General features: G+C 53.8%; 14 protein-coding genes. 9 read left to right on the top strand and 5 right to left on the bottom strand.

All coding sequences use genetic code 11. The features are described 5' to 3' along the window. Positions 1 to 97: 97 nt before the first annotated feature. The 3 genes from ACO2Q8_RS01270 (at position 98) to ACO2Q8_RS01280 (ending at position 2996) form a co-directional block, all read left to right on the top strand. A complete protein-coding gene (locus ACO2Q8_RS01270) occupies positions 98 to 1123 on the top strand; it encodes a zinc-binding dehydrogenase (RefSeq protein ID WP_423342958.1) in 1026 nt (341 codons plus the stop codon). A gap of 81 nt (positions 1124 to 1204) precedes the next feature. Continuing rightward, complete coding sequence (locus ACO2Q8_RS01275; protein ID WP_423342959.1) at positions 1205 to 1981, top strand: SDR family NAD(P)-dependent oxidoreductase; 777 nt, start codon at positions 1205 to 1207, stop codon at positions 1979 to 1981. A 130-nt stretch (positions 1982 to 2111) separates the two neighbouring features. Continuing rightward, a complete protein-coding gene (locus ACO2Q8_RS01280) occupies positions 2112 to 2996 on the top strand; it encodes a sugar phosphate isomerase/epimerase family protein (protein ID WP_423342960.1) in 885 nt (294 codons plus the stop codon). 80 nt (positions 2997 to 3076) lie between these two features. On the opposite strand, the gene queG is transcribed toward ACO2Q8_RS01280, so the two are convergent. After that, positions 3077 to 4027, bottom strand: a complete 951-nt coding sequence (gene queG / locus ACO2Q8_RS01285) for a tRNA epoxyqueuosine(34) reductase QueG (RefSeq protein ID WP_423342961.1) — start codon at positions 4025 to 4027, stop codon at positions 3077 to 3079. 178 nt (positions 4028 to 4205) lie between these two features. On the opposite strand from queG, the gene ACO2Q8_RS01290 reads away from it, so the two are divergent. Beyond that, positions 4206 to 4796 carry a nucleotide exchange factor GrpE gene (locus tag ACO2Q8_RS01290; protein WP_423342962.1) on the top strand — a complete coding sequence of 197 codons (591 nt, stop codon included), beginning with the start codon at positions 4206 to 4208 and terminating at the stop codon, positions 4794 to 4796. Positions 4797 to 4889: 93 nt separating this feature from the next. Further along, positions 4890 to 6035 carry a molecular chaperone DnaJ gene (gene dnaJ, locus ACO2Q8_RS01295; RefSeq protein WP_423342963.1) on the top strand — a complete coding sequence of 382 codons (1146 nt, stop codon included), beginning with the start codon at positions 4890 to 4892 and terminating at the stop codon, positions 6033 to 6035. A 53-nt stretch (positions 6036 to 6088) separates the two neighbouring features. Here the strand turns inward: dnaJ and ACO2Q8_RS01300 are convergent, their stop codons facing one another. Beyond that, entirely contained in the window at positions 6089 to 6316 is a 228-nt protein-coding gene (locus ACO2Q8_RS01300) for a hypothetical protein (protein ID WP_423342964.1), read from the bottom strand. A 144-nt stretch (positions 6317 to 6460) separates the two neighbouring features. Further along, positions 6461 to 9433: a DUF2723 domain-containing protein gene (locus tag ACO2Q8_RS01305; RefSeq protein WP_423342965.1), complete on the bottom strand. Its 2973-nt coding sequence runs from the start codon at positions 9431 to 9433 to the stop codon at positions 6461 to 6463. A 335-nt stretch (positions 9434 to 9768) separates the two neighbouring features. Between ACO2Q8_RS01305 and ACO2Q8_RS01310 the strand changes: the two genes are divergently transcribed. Beyond that, a complete protein-coding gene (locus ACO2Q8_RS01310; RefSeq protein WP_423342966.1) occupies positions 9769 to 10065 on the top strand; it encodes a hypothetical protein in 297 nt (98 codons plus the stop codon). Positions 10066 to 10165: 100 nt separating this feature from the next. Here the strand turns inward: ACO2Q8_RS01310 and ACO2Q8_RS01315 are convergent, their stop codons facing one another. Beyond that, positions 10166 to 12202 carry a M3 family metallopeptidase gene (locus tag ACO2Q8_RS01315; RefSeq protein WP_423343229.1) on the bottom strand — a complete coding sequence of 679 codons (2037 nt, stop codon included), beginning with the start codon at positions 12200 to 12202 and terminating at the stop codon, positions 10166 to 10168. A gap of 190 nt (positions 12203 to 12392) precedes the next feature. Then, positions 12393 to 13145, bottom strand: a complete 753-nt coding sequence (locus ACO2Q8_RS01320) for an FkbM family methyltransferase (RefSeq protein ID WP_423342967.1) — start codon at positions 13143 to 13145, stop codon at positions 12393 to 12395. Positions 13146 to 13348: 203 nt separating this feature from the next. On the opposite strand from ACO2Q8_RS01320, the gene ACO2Q8_RS01325 reads away from it, so the two are divergent. The 3 genes from ACO2Q8_RS01325 (at position 13349) to ACO2Q8_RS01335 (ending at position 16183) form a co-directional block, all read left to right on the top strand. Continuing rightward, positions 13349 to 15055, top strand: coding sequence for a DUF6909 family protein (locus ACO2Q8_RS01325; RefSeq protein ID WP_423342968.1), 1707 nt, complete (start codon positions 13349 to 13351; stop codon positions 15053 to 15055). A 144-nt stretch (positions 15056 to 15199) separates the two neighbouring features. Further along, a complete protein-coding gene (locus ACO2Q8_RS01330) occupies positions 15200 to 15520 on the top strand; it encodes a hypothetical protein (protein WP_423342969.1) in 321 nt (106 codons plus the stop codon). 144 nt (positions 15521 to 15664) lie between these two features. After that, complete coding sequence (locus ACO2Q8_RS01335) at positions 15665 to 16183, top strand: hypothetical protein (protein ID WP_423342970.1); 519 nt, start codon at positions 15665 to 15667, stop codon at positions 16181 to 16183. Positions 16184 to 16333 lie beyond the last annotated feature (150 nt).

The raw sequence follows: 16333 nt of genomic DNA on the forward strand, positions 1-16333 counted from the left end.
CAGTTAAATCGGTTTATCGTTCAGGGTTTATCGTTTCCTAAGGCTCTAATAAATGTGTAGTTACCCTAAACTATAAACTATAAACTATTCAACCGAAATGACTTCTGCGGCTGTTGTCAATTTTGCCCCCGAGAAAGGCTCGGTGGAACTTCGTGAACTCCCCAAACCGACCATCGGCGACGAGGATGTGTTGCTGGAAGTCGCCAACGTCGGCGTCTGCGGCAGTGACCTGCACCAGTGGACGGCCGACCATAGCTGGCCGGTGAATTACCCGGTCGTGCTCGGCCACGAGTTTGGCGGCCACATTGTTGAAGTCGGTAGCCGCGTGGTCGGCTGGCAGGAAGGCGACCGCGTGGTGAGCGAAACGGCGGCTGTCATCGACCTGAATAATCCCATGTCGCGGCAGGGGCTGTATAACCTCGACCCTACTCGCAAAGGCTTCGGCTACGGTGTCAACGGGGCCATGACGCGCTACGTGCGGGTGCCAATGCGTTGTCTGCACCGGGTGCCGGACCAACTGGCCTTTGAGCAAGCCTGCCTGACCGAGCCCTGCTGCGTGGCCTACAACGCCGTGGTCGAAAACTCCCGGCTGAAACCCGGCGACCGCGTGATTGTGTTGGGGCCGGGCACCATCGGCATTCTCTGCGCGGCAATGGCCCGGCTTTGTGGGGCCGAAGTGGCCGTGGTGGGTCTGGAAGCTGATCGGCACCGGCTGGCGATTGCCCAGCAATACGGCTGCGAGTCCATCATCGGCGATGCAACGGACTGGGCCAAACAACGTGACGGCTTGGGGGCCGACTGCATCATTGATGCCGCCGGAGCCAGCATCACGCTCAAGATTGCCCTTCAACTCGTGCGGCCCAACGGCCACATCACCAAAGTCGGCTGGGGACCGCAACCGCTCGGTTTTTCGCTCGATCCGCTGGTGCAGAAAAACGTGACGCTTCAGGGCAGTTTCAGCCACAACTGGCCGATCTGGGAGCGCGTGCTGGCCTTGCTGGCCAGCGGCCAACTTGACGTAAAACCGATCATCGGGGGCGTCTGGCCGCTTACCCAGTGGCACGAAGCGTTCGAAAAAATGCACCACGGTGACGTCATCAAAAGCGTCCTGAAACCGGTCTAGATTTAATGAGATAAAAGATGAAAGACAAGAGAGTAAAGATTCCTTTGTCACTTGTCTAAACTCTCTTGTCGCTTGTCTGAAATGCGCTTAGAAAACAAAGTGATCATCGTCACCGGCAGTTGTATCGGTATCGGGAAAGCCATTGCCAAACGGTGCGTGGCCGAAGGGGCAACCGTGGTTGTTCACGGGCTGGAACCGGAGTTAGGCCAGGAAGTTGTACAGGAACTGGGGACTGACCGGGCCGTTTTGCACATCGAAGACCTGGCCGTGGAGGGCGTTGCCGAACGGCTGGTCGAGCTAGCCGTTCGGACGTTCGGGCGGCTGGATGCCGTGGTCAACAACGCGGCTCTGGTGGCTTCCTCGAACCTCCACACGACCGATTTACGGTTTTTCCGCCGAATGCTGGAAGTCAACACCCTTGCTCCGTTTGCCCTGATCAAAGCCGCCCTGCCGTATTTGAAACAAGCGAAGGGCTGTGTGCTGAACATCGGTTCGGTCAATGGCTGGAGTGGCGAACCGGATTTGATGGCCTACAGCGTATCGAAAGGGGCGCTGATGACGCTCACCCGCAACCTCGGTGACACGCTCCACCGGGAAGCGGGCGTTCGGGTGAATCAGATCAACCCCGGCTGGGTGCTGACCGAAAACGAAGCCCGGCGCAAGCACAAACAGGGTCTGCCCGAAGACTGGTACAAGGATGTGTCACCGGTTTTTGCGCCCTCGGGCCGGATCTTATGGCCCGCCGAAATAGCCGCAGCCGCCGTGTACTGGCTGGCCGACGAAAGCGGCCCGATCAGCGGACAAATCGTTGACCTCGAACAACACCCGTTTATCGGCCGCAATCCGCCGAAAAACTGAGTACCCACGGACTTTAGTCCGTGAATTTTAGCTACTACATTGATTAAACAACAACTCACCGATAAAGGTCCGTGGGTACTGATATGCTCTAACTTCAAAAACACGGACTAAAGTCCGTGGGTACTAAAAAATGCCCAAACTCGCTGCTTTCCCCAAAGCCTTCATGCAGGCGCTCTGCAAAGACGGCACCATGACGGTTGCCGAATGGATTGAACTCGCCGTCAAACTCGACATCGACGGCCTGGAATGGTACGCCGGTTTTCTGGAAATGGCCGACGAAGCCAACTGGTCGCGGTTTCGGCAACAGGTCGAGGATCACGGCAAGGTGATTCCGATGATGTGCTGCTCACCGGATTTTACGCACCCCGACGCGGCCTTTCGCGCCAACGAAATTGCCAAACAAAAGCGCTGGATCGACATGACCCACGCACTGGGCGGCTCCTACTGCCGTGTGCTCTCCGGCCAGCGCCGACCTGAGTTGACCATTGACGAAGGCATCCGGTTGGCCGCCGAATCCATTGAAGCTTGCCTGCCCTACGCCCGAGAGCGCGGCATCACGCTGATTATCGAAAACCATTACAAGGACGATTTTTGGGAATACCCCGAATTTGCTCAGAAAATGGAGGTATTCAGCAAACTCGTCGATCAGATTCACGACCCGAATTTTGGCGTCAACTACGACCCGAGCAACACCTTTCTGGCGGGTGAAGAACCGCTGGAACTGCTCGAACGGGTCAAAAACCGGGTCGTGACGATGCACGCCAGCGACCGTTACCTGTTGTCGGGCACCATCGAAGACCTGCGTCGGGAAGAAGGCGGGGCCGTTGGGTATGCCAAACGGCTGAGCCACGGCGAAATCGGCAAGGGGCTGAACGATTACGACGCCATTTTCAGCACCCTGAAAAGCGTAGGTTTCGACGGCTGGATCAGCATCGAAGACGGCGTCGACGGCATGGAGCAGTTGGCCCGCAGCGTGGCGTTCCTGCGTCGGAAAATGGCGGAGTACTGGCCTTGAATGATAGGAACACGGATTGAACAGATTTAACGGATGAAACGGATTAGAACAGATTATCCGTGTAAATCCGTTTAATCTGTTCAATCCGTGTTCCTATCAACCTCCATTTTTACAAACGAAATATTGCGTTTCAACCCTTCCAGCTTCGTGCGTTTGACGGCTGACCGGCGGAAGATTTCCTGAAAAATTTCTTCGGTGATTTCCTCCCAGTCGCTCCGGCTAAATTCGGTCAGGGCCGGATTGGGGTCAAAGGCTGGAGTCTGGTGCGGGCGGGCAAAGCGGTTCCAGGGGCAAACATCCTGGCAGATGTCGCAGCCGAAAATCCAGTTGTCGAATTTATCCCTGACTTCGTCCGGAATGGCGTCTTTTAGTTCAATCGTGAAGTACGAAATGCACTTGCTGCCGTCGACTACGTACGGTTCGGTGATGGCGTCGGTTGGGCAGGCGTCGAGGCAACGGGTACAGGTACCGCAGTAATCGGCCATCGGGCCGTCGGGCGTCAATTCGAGGTCCAGAATCAGCTCGCCGATGAAGACAAAGCTGCCCATTTCGCGGGTAATCAGGTTCGTGTGTTTGCCGACCCAGCCCAGGCCGCTGCGTTTGGCCCAAACCTTATCCATCACCGGGGCCGAATCTACGAAAAACCGGCCGTCCACTTCGCCGATTTCCTCCTGCACATACGCCATCAACTCCTTCAGCTTGTCTTTGATGACAAAGTGGTAATCCGTTCCGTAGGCGTATTTCGAGATTTTGTAATCGTCGGCATCCTGAGCCAGCGTTTTTTCAGGGTAATAATTCAGCAAAACCGTCACGACCGACTTAGCGCCCTCGACCAGCCGCCGGGGATCGAGTCGTTTGTCGAAGTGATTGGCCATGTAGCCCATCTTACCGTGCATCTGCCGGTTCAGCCAGGCTTCCAGCCGGGGCGCTTCTTCTTCCAGGAATTCCGCTTTGGAAATCCCACAGAAGTCAAAGCCTAGCGCGGCTGCTTTGGCTTTAATCAGTTGGGTCCGTTTTTCAAGTCTATCCATCAGGCTGACGCTCTCCTCTCCATAACCCGAACCCAACGTGACACGTTCGGCGTTTACCGGGAAAGTTACGGGCCTGAAATGGGGAATAAAAATGCCATCTTGTCAGTATTCTGAAAATTGGCAACTAATTTGCAACTTTTAGGGCATCATGTGGTGGCGAAGAAATACAACCAAGCGTATGGAAAATAAGGAGACTTTGAATACCGAAGGACAGGAAACTGTTCAGCAACCTGACAATACCGTCAATGAAACCGCAGTAGAAGTGGACGCGCAACCTGACAATCCGTCGGACGAAACGACCGAAGAGCAGGGTGTCCTTTCCGAATTTGACAAAGTAAGCGTCGAACTGACCGATTTGAAAGATAAATACCTGCGGCTATATGCCGATTTTGAAAATTTCCGTCGGCGGACGGCCAAAGAAAAAGTGGAATTGATCTCAACCGCCAACGAAGGACTGCTGGTGGCGCTGTTGCCGGTGCTTGACGACTTCGAACGGGCGATGAAATCAGCCGAAACGACCTCCGATGTTGATGTGCTGAAAGAAGGCGTTCAGTTGATATTCAATAAATTCTGTAAAGTGCTGGAGTCGAAGGGCGTCAAGCCGATGGAATCCGTCGGCCAGGTGTTCAACCCGGATTTACACGAAGCCATTACGCAGTTTCCGGCTCCGAGCGATGATTTGAAAGGCAAGGTCATCGACGAAACCGAAAAAGGCTATTTCCTGAACGAGAAAGTGATTCGATTTGCTAAAGTGATATTGGGTTCCTGAAACCGTATACGGCGATACCATTATGAATAGACTAAACCGGATGTCGATTTACCCCGTCATCCGGTTTAGTCTATTCGCCTAGAAGACAACTACATGGCTACGAAACGAGATTATTATGAGATACTGGGGGTCGACCGGAATGCTTCGGCGGACGACATCAAGAAAGCCTACCGGAAGATGGCGATCAAATACCACCCGGACAAAAATCCGGACGACCCCAGCGCCGAAGACAAGTTTAAGGAGGCCGCCGAAGCCTACGATGTGCTGAGCGATCCGCAGAAGAAAGCCCGCTACGACCAGTTCGGCCACGCCGGCATGAACGGCGCGGGGGGCGGTGCGCAGTCGATGGACGATATTTTCTCGCAGTTCGGCGACATTTTCGGCGACGACAGCCCGTTTGGCAGTTTCTTCGGCCGGGGTGGCGGGCAACAGCAGGGCCGTCGTGTCCGGCGGGGTTCCGACCTGCGCATCAAGCTGAAGCTGAATTTGCAGGAAATTGCCAACGGCGTCGAGAAAAAAATCAAAGTAAAACGCCACGTCGCCTGTACGACCTGCGGGGGCAACGGTTCGAAGAACGGCACCGCCGTCACGACCTGTAATTCCTGTAACGGTTCGGGACAGGTTCGGAAAGTGGTGAACACCATGCTCGGCCAGATGGTGTCGACCAGCACGTGTCCGACCTGTAACGGCGAGGGCAAGATGGTGACCGAACGCTGCGACACCTGTTTCGGCGAAGGCCGGTTGTTGCAGGAAGACGTGATCCCGATCAAGATTCCGGCCGGGGTCGCCGAAGGCATTCAGCTTTCCGTGACGGGCAAAGGCAACGTACCCCCGCGCGGGGGCGTGGCGGGTGATTTGCTGATTGTGGTGGAGGAAGAGGAAGACGAGAACCTGAAACGCGACGGCAACAACGTGGTCTACGACCTGCACGTCAACTTTGTCGATGCGGCTTTGGGTACCTCCGTGGAGGTACCGACCATCGACGGCCGGGCACGGATTACGCTCGAACCGGGCACGCAGGGCGGTAAAATCCTGCGGCTGAAAGGCAAGGGAATCAAGGAATTGAATGGCTACGGCCGGGGTGACCAATTGATTCACATCAACATCTGGACGCCCAAAACACTGAGCACCGACGAACGCAACACCCTCGAACGGCTGCGAAACTCACCGAACTTCCAGCCCAAACCGGGGAAAAACGAGAAAGGGTTTTTCGATAAAATGAAAGACTTTTTTCACTGATAACAATCTTCAAAACGAAATCAGCCCGGCCAATTGGCCGGGCTGATTTCGTTTTAAGGCTTCTTCTTCCGCTGACTGGAGTCTTTCGGTAATAACTCTTCTATCTTCAATTGAAACGTTTCCGAGTCAGCCGCCGAGTTGGGCATCGGAATCACCTTGCTCTCATCGTGTTTGTGAACCGGCATGTTCGACCGGAACGACGGTTTGGCATTCGGCATCGTTTGCACCTGCCGGTCTTTCGGCACCTGTGGAAGCTGCGGCAATTTGTCCGGCAAACGCATGGTATCTGCGTGTACCTGAAAGCTTATCACTAAACTACACACTATCGTTACCATACGACTGATTGATTAGCGGTTTAGCAATTCAAAGTTGAACTCGCAATTTTTCTGCCAGCACCGGGCGGCCCGGTGCTGGCAGCGTTGTTATCACCCTAACGCATTCAAATGCTTCTGGAAGATGGCGTCGTATTTCTTCGCCAGGGTTTCGTTTTTCGTCTCCCGGAACGCATTCACAATCGTTTGCAGGTTGTACAGGTCAAAGTTGGCGTCAGAGCTGCCTCCCCCGGTTTTCTTGATGTAGGTCAGGCTTTGGTCGGCCCGGTTGGCAATCACATCGGCGATCTGCTGGGCGGTTTTCGGCTCACCCACTTCGAGCAGAATCCGGATGTAGTTGGTCGAAATCTGGTCGTACGGAATGCTTTTGTCCGGAATGACCTGCAACGAACGTTGGATGACCTCCTTCGCCTGGGCATTCTTCCCCTCGCGCATCAACTGGTCGGCCAGGCGCAGGAACGCAATCCGGGCCGAGATCACCGGCGAACCCCGGTAGGTATCATCGTAGTACGAATCCGGATTGTTCATTTCCCGCCAGAAGGTTTTCTTCATCATGACGTTGTACATCACGTCGGTATTGACAAAACCGTCGGACGCACCCGGCACCTGGAACGGCATCAGCCGGTAGGCATAGCCCTCCAGTTGCATGTGATCCTTCAGGTTCAGGTAGTTCGACTGCCCCAGGGTGGTCGAGAAGTAGATCGGCCGCTGCCAGTTGTTGGTCGCAATCATGTCGAGCATGATCAGGTCCGGTTTGTAAATATCCTGCTTGCCGAAGTTCCAGACGATGGTGTCTTTGATCATCGGCAGGAATTTCTGGGGTACAAAACCGAGTTTCTGCACCTCGGCCTTGTTAACCGGCAGGAAGAACGTCTGCGATGGCAGGATGCTGGTCATCTCGCCGGTCGTCAGCGGCACCTGAATGGCCGGGTTGTTCTGCTTCACCAGGCCGATGTATTCTTTCAGGTTGATGCCGTTTTTCACAGCCGGGATTTCGTAGAACGGAATCACGTCGTTTTTCCCTTTGTTGAACTGGGCAAATTCGAGCGAAATCGGCAGGGCTTCCGACTCGTACGTTTTCCGCTTCATCTGCTGGATGTACCATTCGGTTCCGAGCAGACTCAGGTTACACACCCGCACATCGGTCCGGAAGCCTTCCACTTCCTGGGCGTACCACAGGGGGAAGGTGTCGTTGTCACCCCCCACAAACAGAATGGCGTTCGGAGCGCAGGAGTTCAGCAGGTTTTTAGCAAAATCGACAGAATGGTAACGGTTCGAGCGGTCGTGGTTATCCCAGCTTTTGGCCCCCATCATCACCGGCACCAGCAGACACAAACCGGTGACCAGCGCCACCCGCATTTTCTCATTTTTCAGATAAGCCGCCAACCCATCCACAAGCGCCACCACGCCCAAACCAACCCAGATCGCGAAGAAGTAAAACGAGCCGACGTAGATGTAATCCCGTTCGCGCGGTTCGGAGGGCGGGGAGTTCAGGAAGATTTGCAGGGCGATTCCGGTAAAGAAAAACAGCATCCCGACAATGAGCAGATCTTTCGACCGGCGGAAATACTGAATCACAATGCCGAACAAGCCCAGCAGGAACGGCAGCATGTAGAAATTGTCGCGGGCCTTGTTGTTCTTGATCAGATCGGGAATGCCATCATCGCTGGTCCAGGGCAACAGAGAGCCCGACCCTTCCTGATCGCCCGCGCGTCCGGCAAAGTTCCACATCAGATACCGCCAATACATATGCCCTAGCTGGTATTGAAAGAAGAATTGCAGGTTATCACCCATCGTCACCTTCCGCGTCGGCTGGCCTGACTGATCGAGCGGGATGTTCAGCATCTGCGAGTACAGTTGCGGATGGTTGTTCTGGCTGCTGTAAATCCGGGGAAACAGCATTTGCTTGTCGCTGTCGTAGATGTATTCCGGCATGTAATCGAAAACGACATACTTGCCATCCCGTTTTTCGTACTGCGGAGCGCCTTTTTTCTGGTCGACCGGCCGTGAGAAAAACAACGGCCCGTAACTCAGCGACCGACTGCCGTATTGCTCCCGTTTCAGGTACGACACAAAATTGACCACATCACTCGGGTTATTTTCGTTGATCGGCGTATTGAAATCCGACCGAATCAATACCTGAATATACGACGCATAGCCAATCAGAACGAACGCCAGGCCCAGCAGGGCGGTATTCAGCATCGGCCGGTTTTTACGGGCCGACCAGATGATGCCGTAGATCAGTGCGCCCAGGAAAGCGATGGTAAAAATGATGATCCCGGTCGTATAGGGCAATCCGAACGTATTCACGAAAAACCGCTCGACGGCAAAAGCCGCCGACGGCAGGCCCGGTATAATCCCCGAGTTGATGATGCCCAGAATCACCATCCCGACGGCGAATGCGATAAAACCGCCCCGAAACGTCGGTTTCTGGTTTTTCTTGAAATAGTAAATCAGCGCCATGGCAGGCAAGGTCACCAGGTTCAGCAAGTGAACGCCGATGGACAGCCCGATCAGGTACGCGATGAAAATCAACCAGCGGTTGGCAGCGCCCTCATCCTCAATCAGTTCCCAGCGAAAAGCCGCCCAGACGACGATAGCCGTAAAGAACGACGACATGCCGTACACTTCGGCTTCAACCGCCGAGAACCAGAAGGTATCGGAGAAGGTGTACACCAGCGAACCGACCGCTCCGGCACCGATCACGGTCCAGATTTCAGCCTGCGTCAGGTCCCCAAACTGCTTGTTCAGGAGTTTGCGGGCCAGCATCGTGATGGTCCAGAACAGGAACAGGATCGTGAACGCACTCGCCAGCACCGACATCATGTTGACCCAGTAGGCCACCTGCGTAACCTCTCCGAAGGCAAACAGTGAAAACAGCCGGCCCACGAGCAGGAAGAACGGCGCGCCCGGCGGGTGCGGAACCTGAAGTTTATACGCACAGGCAATAAATTCGCCACAATCCCAGAAGCTGGCCGTCCGCTCGACCGTCGACGCGTAGGTAAACAGCGCCACGGCAAACAGCAGCCAGCCGGTCAGGTTGTTCAGGCGTTTATACGATACCATAGACGCTTGCGAGCTTGACTCAGAAATAACGTTAGAATCTGTTCCTTTGATGGTTTGCATTGAGTAACAGCCTTAGCCGAAAGATATATTTCCCAAAAATAAGAAAATAAACCCCGCGTATTGCCCTTCCGGGTCGTTAAAGTTTGTTAAAACGGCTTCCGGACCCGGCTGTTAGCGGTTGCCCGTTTCCACCACGTATGCACCAAAACCCACCAGTTATGGGTTTGGACTGGCAAGTTGTCAGCGTCTTCGGTTACTTCATAGCGTCGATCCACACCCGACTGTCTTTTGAATTCCAATCCGATTTTGTCCCTCAACAACCCGATAACTATCGTATGAAAGCGCTTTTCAGAATCGGTATCGCCATCGATTGCATGGCTGTGCTCTACGGAATTTACGATGCCCTGGCCAGCACGTTTTTATGGCCTGAAGTGTATGCGGGGAAAGGATTGCTGATCTTCGCCCTGAGCGGGACGCTGGTAGCGCTGATGATCTATGTGAAAAGCCGTGACCGGATTTCGTTCAACGAAGTCACCGACCGGCTCCCGGTTTTTCCGCTGCTGGGCTTCGGGTTGATGATGCTCCTGATCGCGGCTTCGAGCCGGTTGAGTACGGGGGGGAATAAGAGATAAAAGTTGTTACACAGAGTTAATCAAAGGGGATCAGAGGTAATCAGAGAAGTACTCCGATGAACCCTGATCCCCTTTGATTAACTCTGTGTAACAACTATCCCTACAACGTCAAGCCACTCCGCCGGAGCATGGCCTGCGGAGACGGTTCGCGGCCCCGGAACTTCTTGTAAAGCTCCATCGGTTTTTCAGTACCGCCTTTTTCCAGCACGTTTTTCCGGAATTTTTCGGCCACTTCCCGGTTCGACAAGCCTTTTTCCTTAAAGAACTCGAACGCATCGGCATCCAGCACTTCCGACCATTTGTAGCTGTAATAACCGGCCGAATAACCGCCCGCAAAGATGTGCGAGAACGCCGGGCTAAACGCCGTGCCGGGCACTTTCGGGAACAGGTTCACCAGCGAATCGACGTGCGACTCCACCTGCTCGACGGTCTCCCCTTTCGGCGCGTTGCCGTGCCAGTACATGTCCACCAACCCGTAGCGCAACTGTGTCAGGTTCGACATGCCCGCCATGAAGTTCTGGCTGGCCCGGATTTTATCGATCAGATCATTCGGAATCACTTCACCGGTCTGGTAATGCTTCGCAAAGAGCTTCAGCGCTTCGGGGTCATAACACCAGTTTTCCATCACCTGCGAGGGCAACTCCACAAAATCGCGGTACACGCTCGTCCCCGACAGGCTTTCGTACTTGCCATTGGCCAACATGCCGTGCAAACCGTGTCCGAACTCGTGGAACAGCGTGGTTACTTCGTAAAAAGTCAGCAGCGACGGTTTGGTATCCGTCGGGCGCGTGAAGTTACAGACGTTGACGATGTGGGGCCGGATGTTGACACCGTTTTCGATCTTCTGCCCCTGAATATCGTTCATCCAGGCTCCGCTGCGCTTGCCTTCCCGGGGGAAATAATCGCCGTAGAAAACCGCCAGAAACTTGCCGTCCTGATCGAACACGTCGTAAATTTTAACTTCCGGATTATACACCGGAATATCTTTCCGCTCCTTGAACGTCAGGCCGTAGAGTTTGTTAGCAATCGTGAAAACGCCTTCGATGACGTTCTCCAGCTTGAAATACGGTTTCAGAATTTCGTCGTCCAGGGCGTATTTCTCCTTCTTCAGCTTTTCGGAATAATAACTGAAATCCCAGCGTTCCAGCCGCTCATCGGTAAAGCCGTGTTCTTTGGCGTAACGGGTCAGTTCGGCCAATTGTTTTTCGGCCACCGGTTTGGCGTAGCCTGCCAGTTCGCTCAGAAACTGCTTTACTTTCTCCGGCGAACCAGCCATGCTTTCTTCCAGAATGAAATCGGCGTGTGTCTGGTAACCGAGCAATTTGGCGCGGTCGTAGCGCAACTGTACCATTTTGCCGATCAACTGCTGGTTGTCGTTTTTATCGCTGTGAAAACCGCGTGAGTTATACGCAATGAACAGTTTCTTGCGTAGCTCACGGTTGTCGGCGTATTGCATAAACGGCTGATAACTCGGAGCTTGCAATGTAAACACCCAGCCGGTTTTGCCTTTCTGTTTGGCCGTGGCTTTGGCAGCTTCCCGGGCAAACTCCGGCAAACCGGCCAGGTCCTTCTCGTCCGTGATTTCCATCACGTACTCGTTCGTTTCGTTCAGCACGTTTTCGCCGAACTGCAACGATGCCTGAGACAAGTCTTTGTTGATCGCCCGGAATTTTTCTTTCTCGGCCGGTTTCAAATTCGCGCCGTTTCGGGCAAAACTTTTATACGACTTTTCGAGCAACATCCGGTCTTCGCCGTCCAGTTTCAGCTTATCCCGCTGTTCGTATACGGCCTTAATGCGCTTAAAAAGACTTTCGTTCAGCGTAATGTCGTTGCCGTATTCCGTCAGCAGGGGCGACGCTTCCCGGACAATTTTCTGCAGTTCCGGACTGGTTTCAGCACTGTTGAGGTTAAACATGATCGACGACACCCGGCTCACCATCCCACCCGCGCGTTCGAGAGCCACAACGGTATTTTCGAAGGTTGGAGCCGCCGGGTTGTTCACAATGGCATCAATTTCTTTCCGGCCCATCGTCATCGCTTCCTTCAGGGCGGGCAGGTAATACTCATTCTTGATCAGATTAAAAGGCACCGTCTCGTGCGGTGTCTTGAACGGTAATAACAGCGGATTTGCGCTCATTTTTGTTTTTTCAGGAGAGGGTTGTGCCAGTAATGCCGGGCTCAGGGCCGCCAGCAACACAACCGAATGGGTCATTTGTCGAAGTGTAAACATGGTTTTCTGCTCATAGGGTTTCTCGCAGTTTACAAAAATACAGCAAAAAAAGAAACTCTCTCCCCGACAAACGGAAATAGTACCAGACCACTGGTAATCAGACCGTCAGATCTTGCCGCTCGTAAACCTCGTATTCACCCGATACGGTTTTTCGGTAATTATAGGGAGCCGTTGCGGCTACAAAACTGGCGGAGCTACCCGGTATCATCCACTCATGCAGTTCCACGATCAGGGCGCGAACGAAAGGTAACCAGGGTTCCGTGCAGGTTCGGAACACCTCGGCTTCGCTGCCTTCGATGTCCAGTTTGACAACCTCAAACGGTTTCCCGCCGTTCGCCCGGATCAAGGCTTCGATGGATTCGGCGCGGACTGAAGCGGGCGTTGGCCGGTCGGTTTCTTCGACCTGAAAGCCCCACGCCCCGCCACCCGCATCCCGGATGTCCAGGTGCGTCGACCGCGACCATAAACCCGCCTGAACGGCCCGAATCGTTTCATAAGACTGGCAATTCAGTTGCAGCATTTTAAAGTTCTCGGATTCCGGTTCGACCGAAACGATCTGCATGGCGGGATACCGGTTAGCGAAGTACACGGCGGCCAGTCCAATGTTACCACCCCCATCCAGAAATGTTTGTGGGTGGTTCCCCAGTTCAACGGCATCGTATTCGCCCTGGACGAAGATGTTGTTGAATACATTCCGGTCCGAAGTGCCCAGTCGCAGGTAGATCGGGTGCCGGGCCTGCGGAATTCGGATGCGAACGAGTCCTTTTCGTTTCGATTTCAACAAAAAGTATAGACGCAGGCCCTGGGCAACGCCAAAGCGCTTCAGATAAAAAGGTAGCTTGCTTCTCATTTCAGGTGATAAAGTCACAAAGTACCTTTTCTCATCATAAGTTGCAATATATCAACTGGTTATCAGATTAATACTCATATTTTATACTGTTCATTATTTAAGAAAAACCGCCCGCTTTAACGATATCATTACACAAGAATCCCAACCCAACCCGGCCGTGGAGTACGACGAAAGCTGTATCTTGCGCTTAATTTTTCCGTTTCATGCACACCGATTTTTCGCCCCCGCTCACCCGCGCTCAGGAGTCCCGCATTGCCATTGAACGCTTGTACATTACCATGCGGCATCTGTTTAACCGGGGCTTTTACAAACCGTCGGGCGTGTCGGGTGAAGAAATCCGGCAGGCCCTGCTCACGCTCCGGCCCGAGATTTACGGTTCGGTGAATGATCCGCAGCGGGTGGAACTCGACGGGCTGGTGTACGTTATGGACCGCTTGCCCAAGGGCATCGAATCCTGCCGGGTCATCACGCTCGTGTCGCGCGAGGGCTTCGAGCATTCGCGGTTTCCGGTGCTGGTTCCGGCCAAACGCCGTCGGAACTGTTACCGGGTCGATCAGGAGCAGATGGTGATCGAGGTCACGAACGGCCGCAGCGAGATTTACGACATCCTAACCCACCTGACGTTCATGTTTATGGAAGCCGATAAAATCCGGCAAAACGTCTTTCTGGAACGCGGCAACAAGCTCCGGGAGTGGGAGAAACTGGAAGCCATCATCAAATCGGGCGGGACCGTGCAGGAAGAAGAACGTGAACTGGCCCTGATGTACCTCAGTTCCATCCTGGGCCGCACGTTCGAAGAAACGCAGCAGGCTTATTACCGGTTTGCCGAAAACGCCGGAACCAACACCGGGCTGTTTCAGATCGTCTACGGACTGGGCAGCGTGTCGGTGCGCGAGATTCGGGAGAAGCACGTCGACCGCGAGATCAACTTCACGCCAATGCTCCGCGACCGCGTCGGGCAGCACCTCTACGGCGAACGCTGGGCCACGCGCATCAAGCAGTACATCCAGACCAACGGCTGGCAAAACCGCCCCATTCACATTATCAGCGCCAACCCGCACAGCGTTGTCAACTGCCTGTACGCGCCGGCAGCTCTGGCCGAAACTACGACCTGGGATAACCTGTTCGACCTGGCCTACAAACTCAGCCAGCCCGCCCAGCAGGAACTCCGCCAGCAGGTTACGACCTACGCGCTTTCGCACGGGTTGCACGAGTTGGAAGACCCCGGCGGCACGAATCTGCTCGTCCAGTTGATCGACACGGCCCAGCTAAATGCCAGCCAGATTTCACCCGAAATCGGTCACGATCCGGATCAGATTCGATCCGTTCAGCCGATTTTGCTCGTGATGGATTACGCGTTCGGCGAGCAAGCCTTCGAGACGATGGACGAACTCTTGAAACCGTACGACAACCACCAGGGCGAGTCGTTTGCCTTAAACGTCGCATCGATCTCGATCATGGGCAAAGCCGGAATCCTGACCGGCGACAAAGGCGACCTGATGATTCCGACAGCGCACATTTTTGAAGGAACCGCCGACAATTACCCGCTCGAAAACGACTTTTCGGCCGCCGATTTCGACGGCTATGGCATTGACGCCTACGAAGGTGCGATGATTACGGTTCTGGGCACCTCGCTCCAGAACAAAGACATTCTGGCTTACTTCAAAAACTCGTCCTGGAAAGCCGTGGGGCTGGAAATGGAGGGTGCGCATTACCAGAAGGCCATTCAGTCGCACGCCAAAATCCGGGGCAGCGTCCGGCCCGACATCAAAATCCGGTATGCCTACTACGCGTCCGACAACCCGCTACTCACCGGGGCCACGCTGGCCTCAGGAAGCCTCGGCACGCTGGGCGTGAAGCCGACCTACCTGATCACGATGAAATGCTTGGAGAAGATTTTGAAGCCCTAAAACCGGTAAGACGACCTTCTCTTCCGTGAGCTCATCCCTGAAAAGAAGTTGTTGATGCGGGCAAAGGGGGTGTTTATCAAAAAACAGATTGCGCATTAGCCCGGTGTAGTTCATCTTTGTCCAAATGAGTTGAACAATAAGCTGATGAACAAGCCCTTTATGTCGGGTCCGCTGGGCATTCACTGGTCTGTATGTGCCTTACTTTGCGCCTTAGTCGCCATCGCCTACGGTATTTTCATCATCCATCCCGGCAAAGGTTATGCCTGGGCCGCACAGCCATTCTGGAAGTACCTCGTTTTACGGTGGTTTCACAGTCTGGTCTGGGTCTTTCTAGCCCTGGCCTGCTTGATTATGCAGACTGGACAGCCCGAGCATGTTGGTTCTGCAAAGGTAGTGGGACTGCTGGGGCTGGGCTGTTATCTTCTTTATCTGCTCATTTTCTTCTTTGAAAAGGCTAAAAGCTAGACTTCGATTTGGCGTTCCTTCCATTGCCTAACCGATTTTTCCCGGACTGAATCCGTAACTGTTTCAATGAAAAGCTTTACCTACTGGTTGACCGTTTTCGGCTTATTGACTCTTTCAACGGCAAAGGCTCAGTCAGCGTCCGGTTTGGCAAACGAACCAGCCCGCAGCAAACCGGTTTCCCTCGATCTGACTATTGGCTACAGCTTCCCGCAAAAAAGTCGTCTGAAACCGCTCAACCTGCCGAACACCCATCGACTGGGTGGTTTAGCGGTATCGGTCAACGTCTGGAAAAACCTTTTTCGGTACGATGATACAACGAAGTCTTTCGACCTGGGCGCCAGCGTTGGCTATTTACCGTTTGTTCAGAAAAAGCTGACGCTTTATGCCTTCAGGCTGGGTGTTAAACATTCGATGTATTTTGTCAAAAAATCCGGTTTTGAGCAGGCCGTCATGATTGGCATCGCTAACCCTCTCAACCGTTCACCGGAACCGCTGAAAAAAGCTAATTTTTCCGTCAGTGGGCATTTTGGCTATTTCCTTCCTACCCAAGGCAGTCTGACAGTCGGAGCCCGGTGGAACTGGAATTTCATCTGGCTGCGTTCTTTCGAGAAGCAGGTGGTTTCCACCAGCGTGTTTGATCTCGGTATTCGCAGTGCCTTATGAGATGCACTCTCAAGAACTATACTAGACAATCAGAGAAAAGACATCAGACTATTTCGCTGACTGTTAGGTGATTACTCTCTTACCTATTCGCTTTCTTCTAGTGTCTGAGTATACCTTGTGCTTACCCGTTACGTTTGTCTGTTCGGTTGA

This window comes from Larkinella sp. VNQ87 (assembly GCF_049445795.1).
In the GTDB taxonomy this organism is placed as follows: Bacteria; Bacteroidota; Bacteroidia; order Cytophagales; family Spirosomataceae; genus Larkinella.

Coding starts and splice junctions, on each gene's coding strand:
- ACO2Q8_RS01270 (WP_423342958.1), top strand. CDS start 98: ATGACTTCTGCGGCTGTTGTCAATTTTGCCCCCGAGAAAGGCTCGGTG.
- ACO2Q8_RS01275 (WP_423342959.1), top strand. CDS start 1,205: ATGCGCTTAGAAAACAAAGTGATCATCGTCACCGGCAGTTGTATCGGT.
- ACO2Q8_RS01280 (WP_423342960.1), top strand. CDS start 2,112: ATGCCCAAACTCGCTGCTTTCCCCAAAGCCTTCATGCAGGCGCTCTGC.
- queG (WP_423342961.1), bottom strand. CDS start 4,027: ATGGATAGACTTGAAAAACGGACCCAACTGATTAAAGCCAAAGCAGCC.
- ACO2Q8_RS01290 (WP_423342962.1), top strand. CDS start 4,206: ATGGAAAATAAGGAGACTTTGAATACCGAAGGACAGGAAACTGTTCAG.
- dnaJ (WP_423342963.1), top strand. CDS start 4,890: ATGGCTACGAAACGAGATTATTATGAGATACTGGGGGTCGACCGGAAT.
- ACO2Q8_RS01300 (WP_423342964.1), bottom strand. CDS start 6,316: ATGCGTTTGCCGGACAAATTGCCGCAGCTTCCACAGGTGCCGAAAGAC.
- ACO2Q8_RS01305 (WP_423342965.1), bottom strand. CDS start 9,433: ATGGTATCGTATAAACGCCTGAACAACCTGACCGGCTGGCTGCTGTTT.
- ACO2Q8_RS01310 (WP_423342966.1), top strand. CDS start 9,769: ATGAAAGCGCTTTTCAGAATCGGTATCGCCATCGATTGCATGGCTGTG.
- ACO2Q8_RS01315 (WP_423343229.1), bottom strand. CDS start 12,202: ATGAGCGCAAATCCGCTGTTATTACCGTTCAAGACACCGCACGAGACG.
- ACO2Q8_RS01320 (WP_423342967.1), bottom strand. CDS start 13,145: ATGAGAAGCAAGCTACCTTTTTATCTGAAGCGCTTTGGCGTTGCCCAG.
- ACO2Q8_RS01325 (WP_423342968.1), top strand. CDS start 13,349: ATGCACACCGATTTTTCGCCCCCGCTCACCCGCGCTCAGGAGTCCCGC.
- ACO2Q8_RS01330 (WP_423342969.1), top strand. CDS start 15,200: ATGAACAAGCCCTTTATGTCGGGTCCGCTGGGCATTCACTGGTCTGTA.